This is a genomic window from Clostridium sp. (genome assembly GCF_050717635.1).
Lineage (GTDB): Bacteria > Bacillota > Clostridia > Clostridiales > Clostridiaceae > Clostridium_AD.
The window spans coordinates 24,232-43,854 of the sequence record NZ_JBOITO010000039.1; the positions used below are offsets into that span (position 1 = coordinate 24,232).

The window sequence follows — 19,623 nt, forward strand, 5'->3', positions numbered from 1 at the left end:
ATTTTTAAAATGTATAACTTCAATTTTCTATTTTACATCTCCATCATCTATTGATTTTGTTAGTTTCTCAAACCATTTCACATCTCTAATTTTCTTTTGTTTTCTATGTGATACATGAAGACTCTTGACGAGAGATATGGCGGTTATTATAAGTATTATGGAAAATGGAAGTCCTGTACTTATAACTGCAGTTTGAAGGGCTGCTAATGCCTTTTCTCCTCCTATAAGAAGAAGTACTGCTGCTAGTAATCCCTCCATACAAGCCCAAAATACTCTTTGAGGAATTGGCGAATCAAGTTTTCCACCTGATATTATATTGTCTACAACTATAGATCCCGAATCGGAAGAAGTAATAAAAAATGATATTATTCTAGTTAAATTTAATTAAGCTATCTACTAATGCCTTTATTATCCTTCTATTTCCTCAGTAAGCTTTATTATCTCATCGATTATATTACCAATATGTTCTATAGTATCAAGCAGAGGTTTTTCTGTGGTTATATCTACTCCAGCCATTTTCGCAAGCTCTACTGGTGTTTTAGTTGAACCAGCTTTAAGTACCTCTCTCCAATCATCTATAGCTGGCTTACCTTCATTTAAAATTCTCTTACTAACTTCTGTTGCTATAGTAAGTCCTGCACTATAAGTATAGGAATAAAGTCCCATATAATAATGAGGCTGTCTCATCCAAGTGAGTTCTGCTCCATCAATTATCTTCACATCATCTCCCCAGAACTTTTCAAGTACACTTCTTTTTATTTCATTAAGATTTGTAGCCTGAACGCTTCCTCCCTGGTCAATTATGTTGTATACTTCTCTTTGATAAACAGCTTCTAAAAGGTGAGTTACAAAGTTATGATAATACGTATGTCCTATCATTGAGGATAAAACCCATCTCTTAAATCTAGGATCATCATTAACTTTCATAAGATAATTTGCCATAAGCATCTCATTCATCGTAGATGGTGCTTCGACAAAATATGTTGAAACATCTGTATCAAATATATTTTGATTTTTGTTACATAACTGAAAGTGTCCTGCATGTCCAAGCTCATGAGCTAGTGTAAAGACCTCTGCCATTTTTTCGGTCCAAGAAATTAGAATAAAAGAATGGTTTCCATAAGGGCTCGCACAGAAGGCTCCTGTAGATTTTCCCTTGTTTTGTGCAAAATCAATCCACCTTTCATCATAAGCTCTTTTAATCATAGAAAGATAATCTTCACCAAGGATGCATAATGCCCCTTCAATATATTTTTTAGACTCCTCTATTGTTATATTAGGTTCGTAGCCTGGATCAACTGAAACCTTCAAATCTGCAAAAGTCATTACATCTAGTTTGTGTATTTTTTGAAGAAGCCTAGCATACTTTCTCATGTGAGGTGCTAGCTTTTCCATAATTGTGTCTAGCTGCCTGTTATATAATTGCCTATTTACCTTTTGGGAAAATAGCAAACTGTCTATAACAGAATCAAACCCTCTAAGTGTTGCCATTGTTTTTTCCTTTTGTACTTGAGTTTGATAAGCAGCCGCTACAGTATGCTGATATTCCCTTAATTTACAAGAGAACGCTTCAAAAGCAGCTCTACGGAGCAATGTATCATTATCAGATTCCCATTCATCTTCAAAAAGTCCAAAACTAAGTGGATGCTCCACTCCTTCTACAGTAAAGTCATTGAAGTCCATATCCGCAAGTTTAGCTCGTTCATAAATGTTATAAGGAGCTTCTAAGGTTCCCGTTAAAGCAGCTAATACTCTTTCTACTTCTGGATGAAGTGCATGTTCCTTGTCTCTTTTTATATCATTTAAATAATTGCTATTTTCCTTTGACTCACTTATTGCATCTTCAATATTTTTTTCATCTGCTTGTATAATTTCGCTTTTTACAAAGCTCATTCTGCTACTTATGTCCGATGCTATATTCATATACTGCATAGCTCTGTCTTGATTTTCGTTGTTCGTATTGTCCACCGAAACTGCAAGCTCTACATAAGCTCCTGTAAGGTACATAATCTGGGCTATCTCTCTCACTTTATCCAAACACTTATTTATGTTGCTTGCTGTATTCAGCCTTTCTTTATAATTTTTCTCTAGCTCAAAAGCAAGTCCCTGAAGCTCTTTTACAGCTGAATTATATTGCTGCTCTGTTGCATAAATAGCAGATAAATCCCAAGTAAGTGATTGCTCTACATCTTTTCTATCCTTTAAAACTTTACCCATTTTAAAGCCCCCTATATATATATTTTTTGGTATCATTTATATTTTATAACTTATTATTGATTTAGTCCATAGAATACTGGAATGCATGGCGTTAATCCTTCCTTGTTCTTGATCAAACAAAGGTTGTTTCTATACTGTACCATGCATGAAAAGAGCCAAAAATCTAATTTTTTCTCAAAAATGGTTGAACATATACGTTATAGGGATATATAATAAAACGTAATGATTAATAGAAGTATCCTACCCATTAAATTTAAACTTATAATATTAATCTTATCCAAACGAGGGGGCAAAACTTTGAAGAAAACGAGAAATCAAAAACCTACTACTTATTTTACTAAATTAATAGCAGTATCCGTTGGACATTTTTTTAACGATCTTTATATGAACTTAATTCCACCTATTTTATTTTTATTTGTTCAAGAGCTTGGGTTAAGCCTAGCAGAACAGGCCTTCATCGCCTTTGTAATTACAAGTAGCGGTTCTTTTGCTCAACCAATTATTGGCTATTTTGTTGATAAGCGAGGTAAGCCATGGCTTTTGATTCTTTCTTTAGTTTGGATTTCCTTTTGGATGTCTATCTCTGGAATAATTACAAATTATTATTTATTGGTTATTATATTAGGACTAGGTGCCTTAGCATCTGCCCTATTCCACCCATTAGGTTCAGCCATAGCTGTAAAACTCGGCAAAAAATCAATGGGCAAAAGCTTATCTATTTTTATGACTATTGGAGGCTTTGCTGCTTCAGTATCTCCAATGATAGCTATTCCTATTGTAAAAGTTTATGGACTAAAGGCACTAGTATTTTTCATGATTCCTGGTATTATGGTTGCTTTATATCTGTACTTAGCTCAGGTTCATAAGGTAGACATGAAACAAATGCAAACGAATATGAAAGCAAAACGCGAAAAATTTGATTTTCATTCTGCAAAATGGGTTTCTGTATTAGTCTTTGTTTCAACCAACAAAGTACTAATTAAAATTTTCTTGATCACCTTTGGCGCACAGATTATGCTATCAAAACAGGTTGATATTAAGATTGCAGGTATAATATTGTCTGTTTATTTATTTGCTAATTCTCTTGGTACTATTATAGGTGGCTATTTAAATGATATGATTGGGAGTAAAAAAGTATTAGTGATATTTAATGTACTAGCACCCTTCTGTATGATGTTAATCGTGTTCACCACGGGTATCCCAATGGTTATTGGCTTTTTATTCATGGGACTTACCTTAAGTGGATCCAATACTGCCAATATTGTAATGGCCCATGAGTTAATGCCAGAGAATTTAAATGTTGCAACGGGATTAATTATGGGACTATCAGGAGGGCTTGGAGGACTTCTTATGCTTTTATTCGGGAAAATAGCAGATATCCAGGGCTTGATTACCAGTGCTTCTTATTTATTAATACCTTTAGTATTGGTAACCTTACTTACTATTTTATTACCAAGTGAAAAATCTAGGTTAAATAACATATGAGATGTTAGTAACATTAGGATTATCTTCCTCACTTCAGATGAATCTTAGTATATAATTGTGATATAATTAGCTTAATTAATTGAAATAATTGCGAAGATATTTTCAAGAAAGGATAAGAATAATGATGCTACATAATAAGGAAGAATCAACAAAAGATCAAAGCAAAGAATTGATTGTAATATTTAAACAAGAAGGTTTTTTTGAACTTGATTTTCAAATGACAAGTGAAAAATTTAGTGAAGATCAAATTGTAATCCAACAAGAAATAAATAACCGTTTTGTAAAGAATCATAATGAAGGTGTGTTTTTTCTTGGTTTTTTAGAAAAAACAGATGGTTTATCAGAATCTCTTACATATTTAAGACATATTATAGCTACATTTATAAAAAAGTTATCTATGAATCCAGACATAGAAATTTTACGTGAAAAAACTATAGTAGATATAGAAAAAGATGAAATTAAAGCACTATTAGATATTGCCCCCTATTTGACTGGATCAGAATACTTAAGCGATGAATGGATTGAAAGACTATGGCAAAAGTTAAACAACTCTTTTGCTGAAATAATAGGAGCTTACATAGGAAGTATTGCAGATTTTTTTTCTTTATTTAGCTCCAATATTAACTTAATTGGACGTGTGTTTTTTCACTTAGTTGAAAGCAAGAAGGATGAATATCCCTTTGCATTTTTAGCAACTTACTCAGTGAATGATGTAAAAAATGGCACATCAAAGCATCTTCCACTAAAAAATGCACTTATTGAATATGGAGAAAACAACAAAAAACTTTTAAACTTACTTTCAACAGTAAACAAGGCATCAGAAAAAAGCCAGCTAATTTCAGAACTTCTTGACACTGGTGAAATATTTCATCCATTAGGTTTAAGTGCGGGAGAAGCTTACACATTTTTAAAAGAAATACCCCTTTATGAACAGGCAGGTATATTATGTCGTATACCAAAATGGTGGAAAAACAAATCAGCATCCTTAAAGATGTCCGTAAGTGTGGGTAATTCTACTCCTTCAAGAGTAAATATAGAAGCATTAATAGACTTTGACGCAAAACTATTTCTTGGCGATGAAAAGATTACTGCTGACGAAATAAGAAATCTTCTTTCAGAAGCAGAGGGCTTAACTTTTATAAAAGGGAAATGGGTCGAGGTTAATCATGAAAAGCTAAAAGAAATGCTAAAGGCTTATGAAAAAGCACAGATACTTATGGAAAGTAAAGATATAAATATTATTGAAGCAATGCGTTTTCAGTTAAATGCTCCAAAAATATTAAATGTTTCTAAAGAAATCTGTGATCTTGAAGTCACTAACGGACAGTGGCTTAATTCCGTTGTTGAAAGATTAACTAATCCTGAAAAAATCCAAGGAATTACTTGTGGTGACAACTTTAATGCAAAATTACGACCTTATCAAGAGCGTGGTGTAAGCTGGCTTCATTTTATGAAAGCTATGGGGCTTGGAGCATGTCTTGCAGATGATATGGGACTTGGGAAAACAGTGCAAGTTATTGGACTTTTAAATTATATTAGGACGACTAATGGAGAAAAAACATTGCTAATTATCCCAGCATCACTTATTGGGAATTGGATAAGTGAAATTCAAAAATTCTCGCCTTCATTAAAATACTATGTTATACATCCTTCTGAAAACAAAAATTTAAGAGAAGATGATAGTAATTGTGTGGAGAATTATGATCTTTTTATAACTACATATGCTATGATTTCAAAATATGAATGGATAAAGGATATAACTTGGGATTCATTAGTTTTAGATGAAGCGCAAGCTATAAAAAATCCAGGAACTAAGCAAACTAGAACAGTAAAACAGTTAAAAGCCCGATATAGAATTGCAATGACAGGTACACCAATAGAAAATCGCCTTTCAGATTTATGGTCACTATTTGACTTTTTAAATAAGGGACTACTAGGGAGTGCAAAAGAATTCTCCAATTTCACAAAGAAACTTAAGGAAAATAAGGCAGGCTATGCAAAACTTAAAAAGGTTATAAGCCCATTTATTCTTAGAAGATTAAAAACAGACAAAACAGTAATTAATGATTTACCAGACAAAATAGAAATGAAAACTTATGCAAATCTTACTAAAAAACAAGTTATGCTTTACAATAAGTTAGTAAATGATTTAAAACAAAAACTTGAATCTAAAGAAGAAGGTATACAGCGCAAGGGAATAGTAATTTCATCACTTATGAAATTCAAGCAAATATGCAATCATCCGTCGCAATATCTTGGTCAAGATTCTTACATGGAAAATGAAAGTGGTAAATATGCAAGGCTTCGTGAAATATGTGAAACTATTTACGAAAAGAGAGAAAGAGTGCTTATTTTCACACAATTCAAAGAAATAACAAAGCCTCTTAGTGATTTTCTAGAAACTATATTTGAACATAAAGGACTTATACTTCATGGAGGAATAGCAGTTAAAAACAGAAAAACACTTGTAGATAAGTTCCAGGGTGATGAATATGTACCATTTATGGTACTTTCAATAAAAGCTGGTGGTGTAGGATTAAATCTTACAGCAGCTAATCATGTTATTCATTTTGATAGATGGTGGAATCCCGCTGTTGAAAATCAAGCAACAGACAGAGCCTTCAGAATAGGTCAAAACAAGAATGTTGTAGTTCACAAATTCATAACTAAGGGTACTATTGAAGAAAAAATAGATATGATGATTGAAGATAAAATTAAACTCTCTCAGGAGATTGTTCCAGACATTCAAGAAAGCTGGATTACGCAGATGAACAATACTGAGATTCTAGATTTATTCAAATTACAAATATAACTTTTGGAGGAAAAATATATGTCATCTTACGGAGGTTTCCCAGCCTATATTACAGTAGCCGAAAAAAGGAAGCGTGCACAGGCAAGTATCAAAAAGTTAAAAAAGAAAAACCCAGACATTTCTCCAGTAATAATAGAAGGTAGAACTATAGCAAAAACTTGGTGGGGAAAGTCATGGAATAAGAATCTAGAAAGTTATGCAGACTACTCTAATCGTATAGCTCGTGGACGAAGTTATGTTAGAAATGGAGCAGTATTAGACCTTAAAATAACAGAAGGAAATATAAATGCACTGGTACAAGGCAGCGGTTCAAAACCATATAAAGTGGATATTACCATAAAGGCCTTACCTCAAAATATTTGGGATAGCATTATAAATCAGTGCTTAGGTAAAATTGAATCTATTGAAGAACTAATAGAAGGTAAATTCCCCAAAGCATTAGCTGATTTGTTTACATCAAAGGGTGCTGGATTATTTCCTTCACCTAAGGAAATAGATTTAAGATGTAGTTGCCCCGACTATGCAACGATGTGTAAACACGTAGCCGCAGTTTTATATGGAGTTTCTAAAAGATTAGACGATAAGCCAGAATTGTTTTTCGTTCTAAGAAAGGTTAACATAAATAGTCTTATTTCAGAAGCTATTAATGCGAAAACTAAGACCTTGCTTGAAAAATCTAAAGCTAAGGGTCGTAGGGTTATTGAGGAAACCGACATGTTTGATATGTTTGGAATTGATATGGAAGTTCAGGCTAAGGATGATGTTCCCCCTCATATTATAATCAAAAAATAATACAGATAAGCAAGCTTATCTGTATTATTTTTTTATTATTTCATTTGTTGCCTTAAATCACTACACTCTTAAGAAAACTTACCCCAGTTGTTTGCTATTAAAAGTGATCTTATAACAACTCTTTTCGTAATTCTTCTGCTGATTTTGGGGATAAATAACTAAATGGAATATCTAATACTGTACGAGCTCCTGTTTGACCATTATTATGTAATCTATAAACTGCTCTTGCATAAGCTACTAGCACACTAGCCGTAAACTCAGGATTACTATCAAGTTTTAAACTAAACTCCATCCTTTGATTTGAACCCTCTCCAGTAACTCCTGTACGAATAACAAATCCACCATGAGGCATACCCTTGTGATTTGTCTTCAGCTCTTTCTCTGTTATAAAATTCACTGTCGTATTATAGTCTTCAAAATAATTTGGCATACATTTAATTTCACTTTTAATATCATCTAAATCAGCTGCAACTTCTGGTACAACATAGCAAACTCTCTCGTGTTTTTCCTTAGTTGAAAACTCTACATTTTTTCCTGTACGCACCATATCAATAGCACTTTCAATAGGTATCGTATATTGAATGCCATCCTTAACGCCATCTACTCTTCTAATAGCATCTGAATGTCCTTGGCTTACACCTTTTCCCCAGAAAGTATAACCTTTTCCTACTGGAAGCACTACCTCCCCTAGGAGACGATTTAATGAGAATAAACCTGGATCCCAACCAACTGATATAAGTCCAATAGTACCAGCACGTTTTGTTACCTCATCTAACTTATTAAAATATTCTGGAATTTTAGCATGAGTATCGTAACTATCTACTGTACTAAACATTTCTGCAATCTCCGGTGTCTGTTGTGGCAAATCAGTAGCAGACCCTCCACAAATAATCATAACATCAATTTTACCCTTATAATTTGTAATTTCTGAAATATGCACCATTTTTGACGCACATAGTAATTCATCTGGATTTCTTCTTGTAAAAATAGCCTCTAAATGAAAATCCGGATTTTGTGCTAGCGAAAGTTCTACACCTTTTCCAAGATTTCCATACCCTACAATACCTACTCTAATCTTTTTACTCATTTATTTCCCTGACCCTAAAGCCAAGTCCCTCCTTTTTTTTAAATGTCATTTTTAATTTTATAACAATCTTATCACAATTCCTTACATTTTTCCATACTAGAATATTTTAATAATCTATATCTATATAAATTAGTGGCAGGATTTAATATATCTGTATATAATTAATAAAAAAGAAGCCAAATTTTTAGGCTCCTTTTTATTATATACTTATTTTAACCATATTATAGGAAAGAAGGGTATGGTAAATCCGTATCAGCTTCAAAACAATCTTCAAAGCCTCTTCTATAATGGTAATGGAGTTTATCTTTATCTGCCGGATATACAAATTTTCCTCCTGGCTGCCAGATAAATGGCTTAAACTTATATTGAAGTTTATCCTTTTTCATATTATAAAGTACGGTAATTTCTGAAGTATCGGCCTGCATATTCGTCCATATATCATGATGAAATGGGATCATAACCTCTGTATTTAGAGCTTCTCCCATTCTTAATATATCCGAAGCAGTCATTTTATCAGTGATGCCTCTTGGATTTTCTCCAAAAGAACCTAATGCCACATCGATCTTATAATCATTTCCATGTTTAGCATAATAATTAGAATAATGTGAATCACCACTATGATATATATTTCCACCTGATGTTTTTATAAGGTAATTTACAGCCTTTTCATCCATATCATCTGGAATCCTTCCTTGCATACTCTCACTTGGAGGCGATGTGATTAAAGCCGTACGATCAAAGGATTCAAGTGCTAAAATTTCTATATCCTTGATTTTTATTACATCCCCTGGTTTTACAGTGATACATCGCTCAGAAGGTACCCCCCAACTAATCCACTTATCAACGCATGATTTTGGTCCAATAAAAGGTATATTTGAATCACAATTTTGCAATATTGCCGCAGCTACGTTTATATCTATATGGTCATTATGATAATGAGTTGAAAGTACTGCATCGATTTCTTTTATTGCAAAAGGGTCAAGAACAAAAGGCGTAACTCTCAAATTTGGCTGAGCTATTCTTCCACCACACATTCTTGCCATCTGATGATCTGGCTTCATAGGTGGAAGTTTTTTCGTTCTTTTACCTGTCCCACACCAAAAATCAATACAGATATTAGTGTTTGCCTCAGTTTTAACCCATATGCCTGTACATCCTAGCCACCACATATCGAATGTACCAGGTGCAACTACCTCATCTTCAATTTCCTCATTAAGCCATGTTCCCCATTGAGGAAAAGTGCTTAGTATCCATGATTCCCTAGTAATATCATTAACTTTATTCAATATACTCACCCTTTCATCATTACTGTTTATCAGCTATTTCTCTGAATTTTATTGCAATTTCTTCTTTGTTTTTCACATTTAATATGGCACCGCCAATGACTGCTATATCTGGATTCAACGCTTTTTTAATTTCAACTATTGAATTTAAATTTATTCCTCCAGCTAAAGCAATAGGCAAATTTGTAAGCTCCTTTATTTCTAAGAATTCTTTAAAGCTTTCAACCAAATTTTCACCACAATCAGAGTTTTTATGGACACAAAGATATTCAACACCTAGATTTTTTAATTCTTTACATCTTTGATTATAATTATCCACTGACTGCATATCAAAAATTACTTTTATTTCTGTGCTTTTACATATTTGAAGTACCTTTTTAATTGAAGTGTCGGTTGCACATGCAAGCATAGAAAACATATTTGCCCCTGAAGCACACATAAGCGTTGCTTCTCTTTCTGGACCGTCTATTACTTTGGCATCAATAAATATAATTTTATCCGGACATAGAACCTTTATTTTATATACTATACTTAACCCACATAGTTTCAATAGTGATGTTCCTACTTCAATTACATCAAAATATTTTCCTACTTCTTTAACAACCTCTAATGCTTCATTTTCGTTAAGCAAATCTAATGCAAGCTGTAATTTCATTGTCACACCTCTTTAATTTAAATTTATACTAACCCAAGTAAACTTCCTATTAACTTTAATAAATATAATATCGGTAACCAAACTAAGGTAAAGTCGATATTTGAGAACATCAAGCCCGAACCATAAACTGCTCCCATTAATGGGTATAATGGAATACACCCTAAATGTGCAAGTAAACTTGAAATAAAGCCAGCTGCTAATGCACCTTTCCACCCGCCAAATTTATTTCCAAAAACACCCATTGTGCAACCATCAAAGAACATTATTATTGGGCTTGGAAATATAATAATTGAGCTTTGAAAAACTATACATCCTAATGTTACTAATATTGCTGCTGCTACGGAAGCGAGAAATCCTAACATTGCACCAACAGGTGAATATGGGTATAATGCTGGAGCATCCAACGCTGGAACAGCATCTGGAATAAGATACTCAGAAATCCCTTTAAATGCTGGGACGATTGAACCTATAAACATTCTTACACCTGTTAGCAAAACAACGATACCAGCTGTAAATTGTAGACCTTGAAGAAATAACCATATAATCCAATTCGATGTTCCACTTAAATCTTGGATACCTTTTTGTCCCACTGCTATACCAATTCCTATAAATATTATTGGCATTAAGAAGGCCATTGTGATCGTATTATCTCTAAAAATAGATAAGTATTTAGGCAATTTTAGATTTTCAGCGTCATCTTCTGGATTTCCAACAGCTTTCCCAATTTTTGATGCTAAATATGCACCAACCTGTTGATGATGACCTAATGTCAAATCGTCCCCTAGAAAGTCCTTTGCAATAACTCTTGTAATTGCAGGTGTTAAGGTCCAGTATAGTGCACAAAGGACAGATGAAACTATAAGTAATGAGACACCCTTTAATCCTAAAACATTAGGTAGTGCTAAATTTAAAAATGCTGATAAAAACAACATGATATGAACAGTTAAATAAACATTCTTAAATTTTTTAAATGGTATAACAGCAACTAACAATAAATGCATTACAAATCCAAGTAAAAATGTCATAGTAATACTATTCGCCAGCGTTTTCATTCCAACCGAAAATGCAGCTTCGTTTGCTGGCAATACTCCATTGATTCCTAAAGTGGCATTGAGTTTTGACATAATAGGTCCCATTGCTCCGAGTAAAGTAGAAGCACCAATTGAAATAATTAATAGTCCTATCATTGTCTTAATTACACCATCAATAACTTGTGTTTTCTTTTTCTTTTGTAAAATCAATCCTAGCATTGCAACTAACCCTAGTAATATCGGAGCCTTGTCAAGAACTTGAAATAATATAAAATTAACAATAATTTTCATAACTTACTATCCCCCTATTTGTTTTATTTATTTTATTAATTCTTCTAGAATTGGTTTTATTATAGTCTCAATTTCTGATTTTTTAACAAAGTTTGTCAATATAACAGTTTTATCCATAATATTACTTGGAAAAGTTTCGGCAATTTCTCTTGTTGTTACATACAAATCTCCAACTACACTAGTTACGCTACCTAGATCACAGGTTTCAACATCCGCATCAAAATTCAAATTTTTCATAACAGCCTCTATGTTCATTTTTGCAATAATACTAGAACCAAGCCCCATACCACATACACAAATTATTTTCATTTATATTCCTCCTTTTATAAAATTATTTATTTTGTAGGATACCTCTTCAGGTTTTTGAGATCTTTTTAAGAATTCAACATTCTCATCCAATTCGAGAAAAATACATAATCTTTGTAACAAACCAATATGACTGGTATTACTTTCAGCCGCAATTGCAAATACTATGCTCACTGGATCGTTATCTTTATTTCCAAACTTCACTGGGCTTTTTAAAGTAATCATACTAATTCCCGTTTTTATTACATCAGTACTTGGTCTCGCATGAGCAAATGCTATGCCTGGAGCTAATACTATGTAAGGCCCTAACTCCTTAACCACATCTATCATAGCCTGAACATATTTTTGCTCAACATACTTATTTTCATATAGAAGTTCTCCTGCCTTTTTAACACATTCCTCCCATTCTAAGGCCTCAAAGTTTAACAAAATATTTTTATCTTCAATAACATTTTCATTCATATGATTTCCCCCTCAATCTCCAAAAACTCATTTATCTTTTGAATCATTTTCACTTTACTTTTTTCTCGTCTTAAAACTTCCACCATATCTTCGTTGTCCAATATTTTACCTAACTGTATTAATGCATCTCTATGAGATGTTTTATCCATGGCACACATTGCAAAAACCAAATCCACTGGGTCTTTATCTTTACTCCCAAATTTTATTGGGTTTTTTAATCTGACAAAACTCATACCTACTCTTTTTACACCATTCTGTATCCTTGAATGTGGAAGAGCAATTCCTTGCCCTATAACTACATATGGTCCTAAATTTTCAATCTCTTCAATCATCGCATCGGTATATCGAGGTTCTATAAAATCATTTTCAGACAATATTTCTCCGGCTTTTCTTACAGCTTCTTTCCAGTCAGAAACAATTATATCCAAGGAAATAGTAGATTCTATTAAAAGATCTTTTAAGGAGTATTGAAAAATTTTCTTATTTATTGAATTCCTAGTTATTATATAGTTTTCTCTCAGTTCTTTCACCAATCCCTTGTTGTCTGTTATATTGCAATATTCACTAATTTTCCTTATAATATTTTCAATTAATTCATCATCTTGCAATATATTATCTTTAGGGTTTTCTTTATGTGGCACTTTACTTTTTTCTTTTAAATATTTTTTTAGTAGTTGTTTATCATTTTCATTAAGAAAGGAATTTACCAATATGCAATTTATTGGTGGTTTTTTTATTGGTATTGTGGATATTATAAGATCAATCTTCTTACCTTTTATATACTCTTCCATTTTGTGGAATGCAATTTTCCCAACAATATTAACATCAAATTCTGCATCTATCCTCAAGGCAAGAAGCTCCGATGTACTATTCCCAGCACTACATATAATTAGAATGTTCTTAGACAAGCCTATTGAATCAATACTTTTAAATTTTTCTATTGTAACTTCAAAAAGTATTGTAAAATATCCAATTTCCTCATCTGATAGTTTGCTGTCAGTGTATCTCTCCAAAGGCGTAAGACACTCTTTAACAGTATCAAACAATCCACCATATTCACATTTTATTTGTTTAATTAAGGGATTTTTTAGTGGAATATTATTTTTTAATCTAAAAACAGCTGGCCGTATATGATTTATCAATCTGTCAAACAAACTTTCATCACAGTTAAAATTAACATTAAGCATTTTATTCATATTCTTAATGATTTCATTTATTAACATTTCTAATTCCATATAATTTTTATTATCAGTTTCTTCTTGCAGCGTAACCCCTCCACTTAATAATTGCTGGGCAATATGAGTTATTTCAACTAATGGAATTTCTATATTAAAATGTTTTTCAATCATATTTACTATATATTCAGATACAGAAAATTCAGTAGTATACTGGATATACTCAATATCCTCACTATGCATAGTAATATTAATATTTCTATATAATAATATTCTTTTAATAACCACTGCAATATATATTATAATACTTGTGAAAGCTTCATCAGAAAAAACTAATTTCAAATCTTCTTCCGTTATTTTAATACATTTTTTTATATACTCTAAGTCAACATCATAAAGAACTTTAATAATATTAGAACTTAATTTAAATTCATCTAAATCTAACGCTGTACTTAAATGTGCTTCACTAATAAGTAGCTGAGTTATCATTGCCCATATTTTATCTTCTTCTCCCTCCACTTTTAAACCATAGTTTGGCATTGCTACTAAAATTAAGCCATTATCCTCTAAAGCTTTTTTTACACCTTTTAGATCAGTTATCACAGTTGTCCGACTTACACAAAGTATGTCTGCTAAATCATTTATTACAATAAAATCTTTTCTTTGAAGCAATTCAAAAAGAATTATTGTTAACCTTTCATTTGACGAAAGCACATATTCGGATGATCTTTCATCACACCTAATAGTTTCTATAACGTTTTCATATGCGTCAAGACTTAATTCTATCCCAGAGTTAGGTTTTCTAATTAATCTAGATAATCCCTTCTTTTCAAAATAATAATCTATTTCATCAAGATCATATCTTATCGTTCTTCCACTTACATTGAATAATTCTGATAATTCTTTGACGGTAACAGGTTTATTAGAACCGCATATCTGTAGAATTATTTGATTGGTTCTTTTTCTAAGTATTATGCTCACCTCCCTATTGTTTATTGCTTAATTTTAGTATATCAGCTTAAAGATTATTTAAAAGAACAGTTTTCTTCTAAACGATTGTGGCAAAGTGTGTATTAAAGTATACATTAACGAAAAATATGTAGCATGTAAGTAATATATACATTATAATTAAAAGTGTATGCTTTTAAGGTGAATAATAAACTAAAATTCGATATAATTCTAAATAAATTTTAGGAGGAAACGATGAAAAAGAAAAATTTGACATATATGGTCTTGTTAAGAATAATGCTAGTGGCATCTTTAGTTCTTACATCACTAGGTTTTTTTTGGATACATGATATAAATAAACAGGCCAAAAATGATTCAAATGAAATTAAAGAAATTCAAATGAATTATATAAAATCAGAGCTCAGCAGTAAAGTAAGTTCTATGGTTGAATATACAAACTATTGTAGAAAATAGACAGAAATTATTTTAAGAACTAATTTAAAAGCCAAAGTAGAAGAAGCAAAATCAATAATAAATTCCATTTATAATACCAATAGAGATACAAAAACAAAAGAAGAAATTACAGAGCTTATTAAAAGTGCACTAAGAGATATTCGATTTAATAACAATAGAGGCTACTATTTTATAGATACTTTAGGTGGAGATGTAGTTTTATATCCCGTTTATCCTGAGAGTGAAGGCGGAAACATAATTAATTTACAGGATGATTTAGGCAACTTTGCGCTGCAAGAAGAAATAGGAATGATTAAAGAAAAATCCCACGGGTTTATCGAGAGATTTTGGAAAAAACAACCAACAATATTTATTTGTACATGATTTTAAAGGTGTGGAACTAGCAAATGGTCTTTTCCCACAGTTAATAGGCACTAATAATTATAAATTAGAAGATTTAAATTGTAGAAAAGTTGTTCAAGAACAAATTGAAATGGCTAAGACACAAGAAAAGGGGTTCTTGATTCATTATTGGAGGTTACCTGCTGGAAATAAAAAAATCTGATGATTATTTATATGAAGCTAAGAATAACGGAAGAGATCAAATAGTATCAAATGTAGAGCATAAAACCAACCCCTTAATTGAGATTGGTTTTATGCTTACTTTTATTTTCTTCATAACTTCACAAAGAATGGTTATTTTATATTTGGTGTTTTAACATTTAAAACACTAAATGCTTCACCTTGATCTGCCCATAGTGCCATGTTAGTATTAGGTTCACAAACAATAATATCAGTTGCGTTAACTACAGCTTTTTCTTCTCCAATTTGTATTGTTCCTTTACCAGAAATAACATAAAAAAATACATCAACAGGCACCTTATGGCGAGCAACTTCATCCCCAGGTTGCAAATTCAAATTCATAACTCTTGTGTTATCATGGCTTATAAGTTGTTTAACTACAACTCCTCTCATATTCTTATTGCCTTCAATTTCATTCATTCTAATAATATTCATTATATTTCTCCTTCATATTTTATTTTTTCTACTCCTTAAAATACAATTAAATTTTCATCTAATTGCTTGTTATTTATATTCTATCCCTATAGACCTATTTTTAATGTGATTTAAATCAAATCTCTGATATCCTTTTTATTTAAGATAAATCTATCAAGTAATATTAAAACTGGAGGTAATATTATAAAGGTACTAATCAAAGCTAATGATATATTTATTACTGTCATTAAGCCAAAGTCCTTTAATATTATAAACTGAGAAGCCATTAGCACTGAAAATCCTCCTATGGTAGTAAGCCCTGATGCTACTATAGCTTTCCCAATCTTTGTAACAGCTATTACTATAGCTTCTGTTTTGTGTTTTCCTGATTTCCTCTCTTCTAGATACCTTTCCATTAGCATTACTGTCATTTCCGTTCCCATACCAAGAACTAAAGCCCCTAGAGTTGCTGTAATAGGTGTATACTTTAGACCTAATGAATACATTACTCCACTAGACATTCCCACTATTAAAATCACAGGAAATATTGGAATAAATGCCTTAACTGGATTTTTGTATATAAGAAGTAGAGCAAGCAGTACGAGTCCTATCCCTATAATTGTCATCTTAACTCTTCCCGATGTAAGCCCTTTAACCATTTCAACATCTAACATAGATTTCCCTGTTACTTGCACTTCCATAGAGGAATCACTTAAATCTGCTTTTATTTTTGTTACAAAATCTTGTAACTGCTCTGTACTCACATGTTTAATATTAAGTAACATTACAGATTCTGTTTTTTTATCATTTAAAAACATTTTCTTCTGTTGTTCCGGTAGTGTTTTAACTAGTTCAATATAGTCTACATAGCTTAAATTCTCATCTGTTGAAACGTTATTAACCAAGGTATCTATGGATTTTACATCTACTACAATATCTCCATACTTTCCCTTTATATCTTTTGTTTCAGATTTTATCCAATCTATATTTTTTTCACTCAAAATATTACTATCTTTTAGATATATAGCCATCTGATCTGTTGAACCTACTTCATCTCTAATAGCATGTATATCCTCCAAAGCTTTCATATCTTGAGGCATAAAGGTTTCGATATCCGTTTCTACACCTATATTTTTATCAACTATATATCCCATAGAGGACAAAACTATTACAATTATTAATACAACAACTGAATATTTTATAACTGCTTTTGTAGTACTTTTTAAAATTCTATCTAATAGGCTTTCACTATTAAATTCTTTTACTTTATTTTCTTTTGGTATATCCGATTTATCCCTTAAATGTAGTATTGGCAAAAGTAGAAGCATACTTCCGATAAAGCTTATTATTACTCCTATTGTTAGCATCTTTCCAAAATCTTGAATCATAGGAACTGGTGAAGCATATAGTGATATAAATCCTAAAACTGTAGCTAAAACTGCAATTGCTAAAGCTTTACCTATCTGACTTAGAGTCCTCGCTGTGGATTTCTCTTCCTCATATCTATTTTGAAATTGTATTGAGTAGTCTATCCCAAGACCTATTAATATTGGAAATACTGCCATTGACACCATAGTAATGGGTATACTTAAAATTCCCATAAATCCTAGAGTTGCAATTACAGATACTAATATAATACCTAAACTTAGCATTCTCCATCTCACTTTAAAAACAATAGCAAGAACTATAAACATTATAAAAACTGCAAGTCCAACCATTATTGCCATATTAGATTTCATTTCACTTCTCAATGATGAATCTAACACTGGTTTTCCTGATACTACATACGAAATATTTTTAAAACCTTCCTTTTCTAATGCTGTACTCACATCTTTAGATATCTGATCTTTATATTCATCCCCTAAATTACCTTGTAGTTTTACAACCATTAAAGTATGTTCATTATCTAATATTACATCGGAAAACATTGAACGAATCTTATTAGTTTCATCTTCGTATAATATACTATCGAGTCCTACCTGGTCTCCTGGTATATCTGCCACCATCATATTGCTTTTGTCGTAAAAAATTCCCAGTCCTTTAGATGCATCTCCAAGTTTTTCTCCCATAGTAATAAATCCTGATGCCATTTCTTTTAACTCATCTGGTGAAATACCCCCTGTAAGTCCCGCTTTCATAGATGAGGTTTCCCCTGCTAATTTACTACTTATACCTGTCAATGCTTTGGATGTGTTTTTAGTTCCTTCTTGAATATTTTCTGTCTTTTCTCCCATGCTTCTAATACCTTTAGAGCTTTTATTTATATTTTCTGATATACCATTTAATTTCATTTTTAATTGTTGATTTTCACCAGCTAAATTACTAAGTTCCTTTAATTGACTTGATGCTTCGCTTAGTCCATCTGCTGCAGTTAGAAGTCCTCCTTTAAGCTGTTTTGCGCCCTCTGTTAGCTTGTTTTGTCCTATAATAAGCTTATCGAAAGCCTCTGTTGATTTAGATAGACTATTTAATTTTTCTTCTAATTCCTTTGGATCCTTTACTTTCTTTGAATTAAGTTCATTCCCAACATTTATAATTTTAGTGCTCATGTCATTTAATCCATCACTTAATGTAAGTATTTGTTTTTTTATTTCTATACTTTGCCTTTCTGTCATTTGATGAACAATGCTAGCTGGACTCATAAATGAAAAAATATTTTCTTCGTATTTAAATTTCTTCTCCACATCCCACATTTTTTGTATATTTTCATGAGATAATAAATTTCTCTTTGAAGGATCTGTAAATAAAACAAGAATAGAATCTCCACCAAAGGTTGTTTCCATATTTTTGTTTGATATATATACATCGTTATCCGTCTTAACCAAAGTTTCATTCCCTGTTGCCATTCTAACATTTGAAACTCCTGCTATTAATACGCCAAATAATACTACTGACGCTAATAGTATTTTAATCGGCTTTTTCTCTATTGAACTACCTAACCATTTAAATAATCTATCCATGTAGACCAATCCCCCCCTATTTATAACTGTTATTTATAATATAAGTGATATTATTTTCTTAACATATTTTTTAATGTTTTCTTCATTTGCTTCTGGCATATATAAAAATGATAATATTCCACCCATTAACATCCTTAAAGTGATATCTTCATCCTCTTTAGGTATACCCATTTTAGTTAAAATACTTTTTAGAACTTTCAGGATTTTCTCTATAAAATTTTCATTTCCCAGTTCAGTTAAAAGGTGCGATTCCATAAGAATTAATTTAATTATTTCACGATTTTCTGATATTAAGCTAATCCTATCATAAAGAATATATTCTAATTTCCCTAAGGGGCTCAATTCCTTTGAATCATCTATTGTTTGTTTTAATGTACTAAATAAAATAGGTTCAATCCCTTTTAAAAATATCTCTTGTTTAGAAGAAAAATTTCTAAACAATGTTACTTCTGATATTTCTGCTGCTTTTGCTATTTCTAAAGTAGTACTGGCATTAAACCCTTTTTCAACAAATATCGTCATAGCTGCTTGTAATATTTGTTTCATTCTATCATCTTTATTCATTCTTTTTTTTATTTTTTTAGTTTCCATATTGCCTCCTTATGTATGTAAGTGCTTACTAACATATCATATAATAAGTATGATATAATGTCAACGTTTTTATAAAAAT

17 protein-coding genes and 1 pseudogene are annotated in these 19,623 nt (G+C 31.6%); 6 read left to right on the top strand and 12 right to left on the bottom strand.

Annotation, left to right across the window (positions count from 1 at the left end):
• Positions 1 to 27: 27 nt before the first annotated feature.
• Both ACREWB_RS18995 and pepF read right to left on the bottom strand, forming a co-directional pair.
• Positions 28 to 369 (bottom strand): BCCT family transporter, encoded by a 342-nt coding sequence (locus ACREWB_RS18995; RefSeq protein ID WP_431549356.1) that lies wholly within the window; start codon positions 367 to 369, stop codon positions 28 to 30.
• Between the two features lie 39 nt (positions 370 to 408).
• Positions 409 to 2,217 (bottom strand): oligoendopeptidase F, encoded by a 1,809-nt coding sequence (gene pepF, locus ACREWB_RS19000; RefSeq protein WP_431549040.1) that lies wholly within the window; start codon positions 2,215 to 2,217, stop codon positions 409 to 411.
• A 297-nt stretch (positions 2,218 to 2,514) separates the two neighbouring features.
• Here pepF and ACREWB_RS19005 point away from each other — a divergent pair, with 297 nt between their 5' ends.
• From ACREWB_RS19005 to ACREWB_RS19015, 3 genes are all read left to right on the top strand, one after another.
• Positions 2,515 to 3,702, top strand: coding sequence for an MFS transporter (locus ACREWB_RS19005; RefSeq protein WP_431549041.1), 1,188 nt, complete (start codon positions 2,515 to 2,517; stop codon positions 3,700 to 3,702).
• A 121-nt stretch (positions 3,703 to 3,823) separates the two neighbouring features.
• On the top strand, positions 3,824 to 6,514 hold the full coding sequence (locus ACREWB_RS19010; RefSeq protein ID WP_431549042.1) for a DEAD/DEAH box helicase: 2,691 nt from the start codon (positions 3,824 to 3,826) through the stop codon (positions 6,512 to 6,514).
• An 18-nt stretch (positions 6,515 to 6,532) separates the two neighbouring features.
• Entirely contained in the window at positions 6,533 to 7,306 is a 774-nt protein-coding gene (locus tag ACREWB_RS19015) for an SWIM zinc finger family protein (RefSeq protein ID WP_431549043.1), read from the top strand.
• Positions 7,307 to 7,415: 109 nt separating this feature from the next.
• Here ACREWB_RS19015 and ACREWB_RS19020 read toward each other — a convergent pair whose 3' ends face one another.
• The 7 genes from ACREWB_RS19020 to ACREWB_RS19050 all read right to left on the bottom strand — a co-directional run bounded on the left by ACREWB_RS19020 (position 7,416) and on the right by ACREWB_RS19050 (position 14,577).
• Positions 7,416 to 8,393: a diaminopimelate dehydrogenase gene (locus tag ACREWB_RS19020; protein ID WP_431549044.1), complete on the bottom strand. Its 978-nt coding sequence runs from the start codon at positions 8,391 to 8,393 to the stop codon at positions 7,416 to 7,418.
• A 221-nt stretch (positions 8,394 to 8,614) separates the two neighbouring features.
• On the bottom strand, positions 8,615 to 9,679 hold the full coding sequence (gene ulaG / locus ACREWB_RS19025; RefSeq protein ID WP_431549045.1) for an L-ascorbate 6-phosphate lactonase: 1,065 nt from the start codon (positions 9,677 to 9,679) through the stop codon (positions 8,615 to 8,617).
• Positions 9,680 to 9,698: 19 nt separating this feature from the next.
• Positions 9,699 to 10,331, bottom strand: a complete 633-nt coding sequence (locus tag ACREWB_RS19030; protein WP_431549046.1) for an orotidine 5'-phosphate decarboxylase / HUMPS family protein — start codon at positions 10,329 to 10,331, stop codon at positions 9,699 to 9,701.
• A gap of 23 nt (positions 10,332 to 10,354) precedes the next feature.
• Positions 10,355 to 11,653 (bottom strand): PTS ascorbate transporter subunit IIC, encoded by a 1,299-nt coding sequence (locus ACREWB_RS19035; protein ID WP_431549047.1) that lies wholly within the window; start codon positions 11,651 to 11,653, stop codon positions 10,355 to 10,357.
• A gap of 27 nt (positions 11,654 to 11,680) precedes the next feature.
• On the bottom strand, positions 11,681 to 11,962 hold the full coding sequence (locus ACREWB_RS19040; protein ID WP_431549048.1) for a PTS sugar transporter subunit IIB: 282 nt from the start codon (positions 11,960 to 11,962) through the stop codon (positions 11,681 to 11,683).
• Positions 11,963 to 12,421: a PTS sugar transporter subunit IIA gene (locus ACREWB_RS19045; RefSeq protein ID WP_431549049.1), complete on the bottom strand. Its 459-nt coding sequence runs from the start codon at positions 12,419 to 12,421 to the stop codon at positions 11,963 to 11,965.
• Positions 12,418 to 14,577: a BglG family transcription antiterminator gene (locus ACREWB_RS19050; protein ID WP_431549050.1), complete on the bottom strand. Its 2,160-nt coding sequence runs from the start codon at positions 14,575 to 14,577 to the stop codon at positions 12,418 to 12,420. Before ACREWB_RS19050 ends, ACREWB_RS19045 begins: the two co-directional genes overlap by 4 nt.
• 222 nt (positions 14,578 to 14,799) lie before the next feature.
• On the opposite strand from ACREWB_RS19050, the gene ACREWB_RS19055 reads away from it, so the two are divergent.
• The 3 genes and pseudogenes from ACREWB_RS19055 to ACREWB_RS19065 all read left to right on the top strand — a co-directional run.
• On the top strand, positions 14,800 to 15,018 hold the full coding sequence (locus tag ACREWB_RS19055; RefSeq protein WP_431549051.1) for a hypothetical protein: 219 nt from the start codon (positions 14,800 to 14,802) through the stop codon (positions 15,016 to 15,018).
• Positions 15,019 to 15,027: 9 nt separating this feature from the next.
• Positions 15,028 to 15,381: a cache domain-containing protein gene (locus tag ACREWB_RS19060; protein WP_431549357.1), complete on the top strand. Its 354-nt coding sequence runs from the start codon at positions 15,028 to 15,030 to the stop codon at positions 15,379 to 15,381.
• Positions 15,359 to 15,562 (top strand): annotated as a pseudogene (locus ACREWB_RS19065) (cache domain-containing protein); the annotation flags it as partial. The gene ACREWB_RS19060 and the pseudogene ACREWB_RS19065, both read left to right, overlap by 23 nt.
• 131 nt (positions 15,563 to 15,693) lie before the next feature.
• Here the strand turns inward: ACREWB_RS19065 and ACREWB_RS19070 are convergent.
• The 3 genes from ACREWB_RS19070 to ACREWB_RS19080 form a co-directional block, all read right to left on the bottom strand.
• Positions 15,694 to 16,014 (bottom strand): cupin domain-containing protein, encoded by a 321-nt coding sequence (locus ACREWB_RS19070; RefSeq protein WP_431549052.1) that lies wholly within the window; start codon positions 16,012 to 16,014, stop codon positions 15,694 to 15,696.
• 110 nt (positions 16,015 to 16,124) lie between these two features.
• Complete coding sequence (locus ACREWB_RS19075; RefSeq protein ID WP_431549053.1) at positions 16,125 to 18,953, bottom strand: hydrophobe/amphiphile efflux-3 (HAE3) family transporter; 2,829 nt, start codon at positions 18,951 to 18,953, stop codon at positions 16,125 to 16,127.
• Positions 18,954 to 18,986: 33 nt separating this feature from the next.
• A complete protein-coding gene (locus ACREWB_RS19080; protein ID WP_431549054.1) occupies positions 18,987 to 19,544 on the bottom strand; it encodes a TetR/AcrR family transcriptional regulator in 558 nt (185 codons plus the stop codon).
• Between the last annotated feature and the right edge of the window lie 79 nt (positions 19,545 to 19,623).

Coding starts and splice junctions, on each gene's coding strand:
- pepF (WP_431549040.1), bottom strand. CDS start 2,217: ATGGGTAAAGTTTTAAAGGATAGAAAAGATGTAGAGCAATCACTTACT.
- ACREWB_RS19010 (WP_431549042.1), top strand. CDS start 3,824: ATGATGCTACATAATAAGGAAGAATCAACAAAAGATCAAAGCAAAGAA.
- ACREWB_RS19015 (WP_431549043.1), top strand. CDS start 6,533: ATGTCATCTTACGGAGGTTTCCCAGCCTATATTACAGTAGCCGAAAAA.
- ACREWB_RS19020 (WP_431549044.1), bottom strand. CDS start 8,393: ATGAGTAAAAAGATTAGAGTAGGTATTGTAGGGTATGGAAATCTTGGA.
- ACREWB_RS19030 (WP_431549046.1), bottom strand. CDS start 10,331: ATGAAATTACAGCTTGCATTAGATTTGCTTAACGAAAATGAAGCATTA.
- ACREWB_RS19035 (WP_431549047.1), bottom strand. CDS start 11,653: ATGAAAATTATTGTTAATTTTATATTATTTCAAGTTCTTGACAAGGCT.
- ACREWB_RS19040 (WP_431549048.1), bottom strand. CDS start 11,962: ATGAAAATAATTTGTGTATGTGGTATGGGGCTTGGTTCTAGTATTATT.
- ACREWB_RS19045 (WP_431549049.1), bottom strand. CDS start 12,421: ATGAATGAAAATGTTATTGAAGATAAAAATATTTTGTTAAACTTTGAG.
- ACREWB_RS19055 (WP_431549051.1), top strand. CDS start 14,800: ATGAAAAAGAAAAATTTGACATATATGGTCTTGTTAAGAATAATGCTA.
- ACREWB_RS19070 (WP_431549052.1), bottom strand. CDS start 16,014: ATGAATATTATTAGAATGAATGAAATTGAAGGCAATAAGAATATGAGA.
- ACREWB_RS19075 (WP_431549053.1), bottom strand. CDS start 18,953: ATGGATAGATTATTTAAATGGTTAGGTAGTTCAATAGAGAAAAAGCCG.
- ACREWB_RS19080 (WP_431549054.1), bottom strand. CDS start 19,544: ATGGAAACTAAAAAAATAAAAAAAAGAATGAATAAAGATGATAGAATG.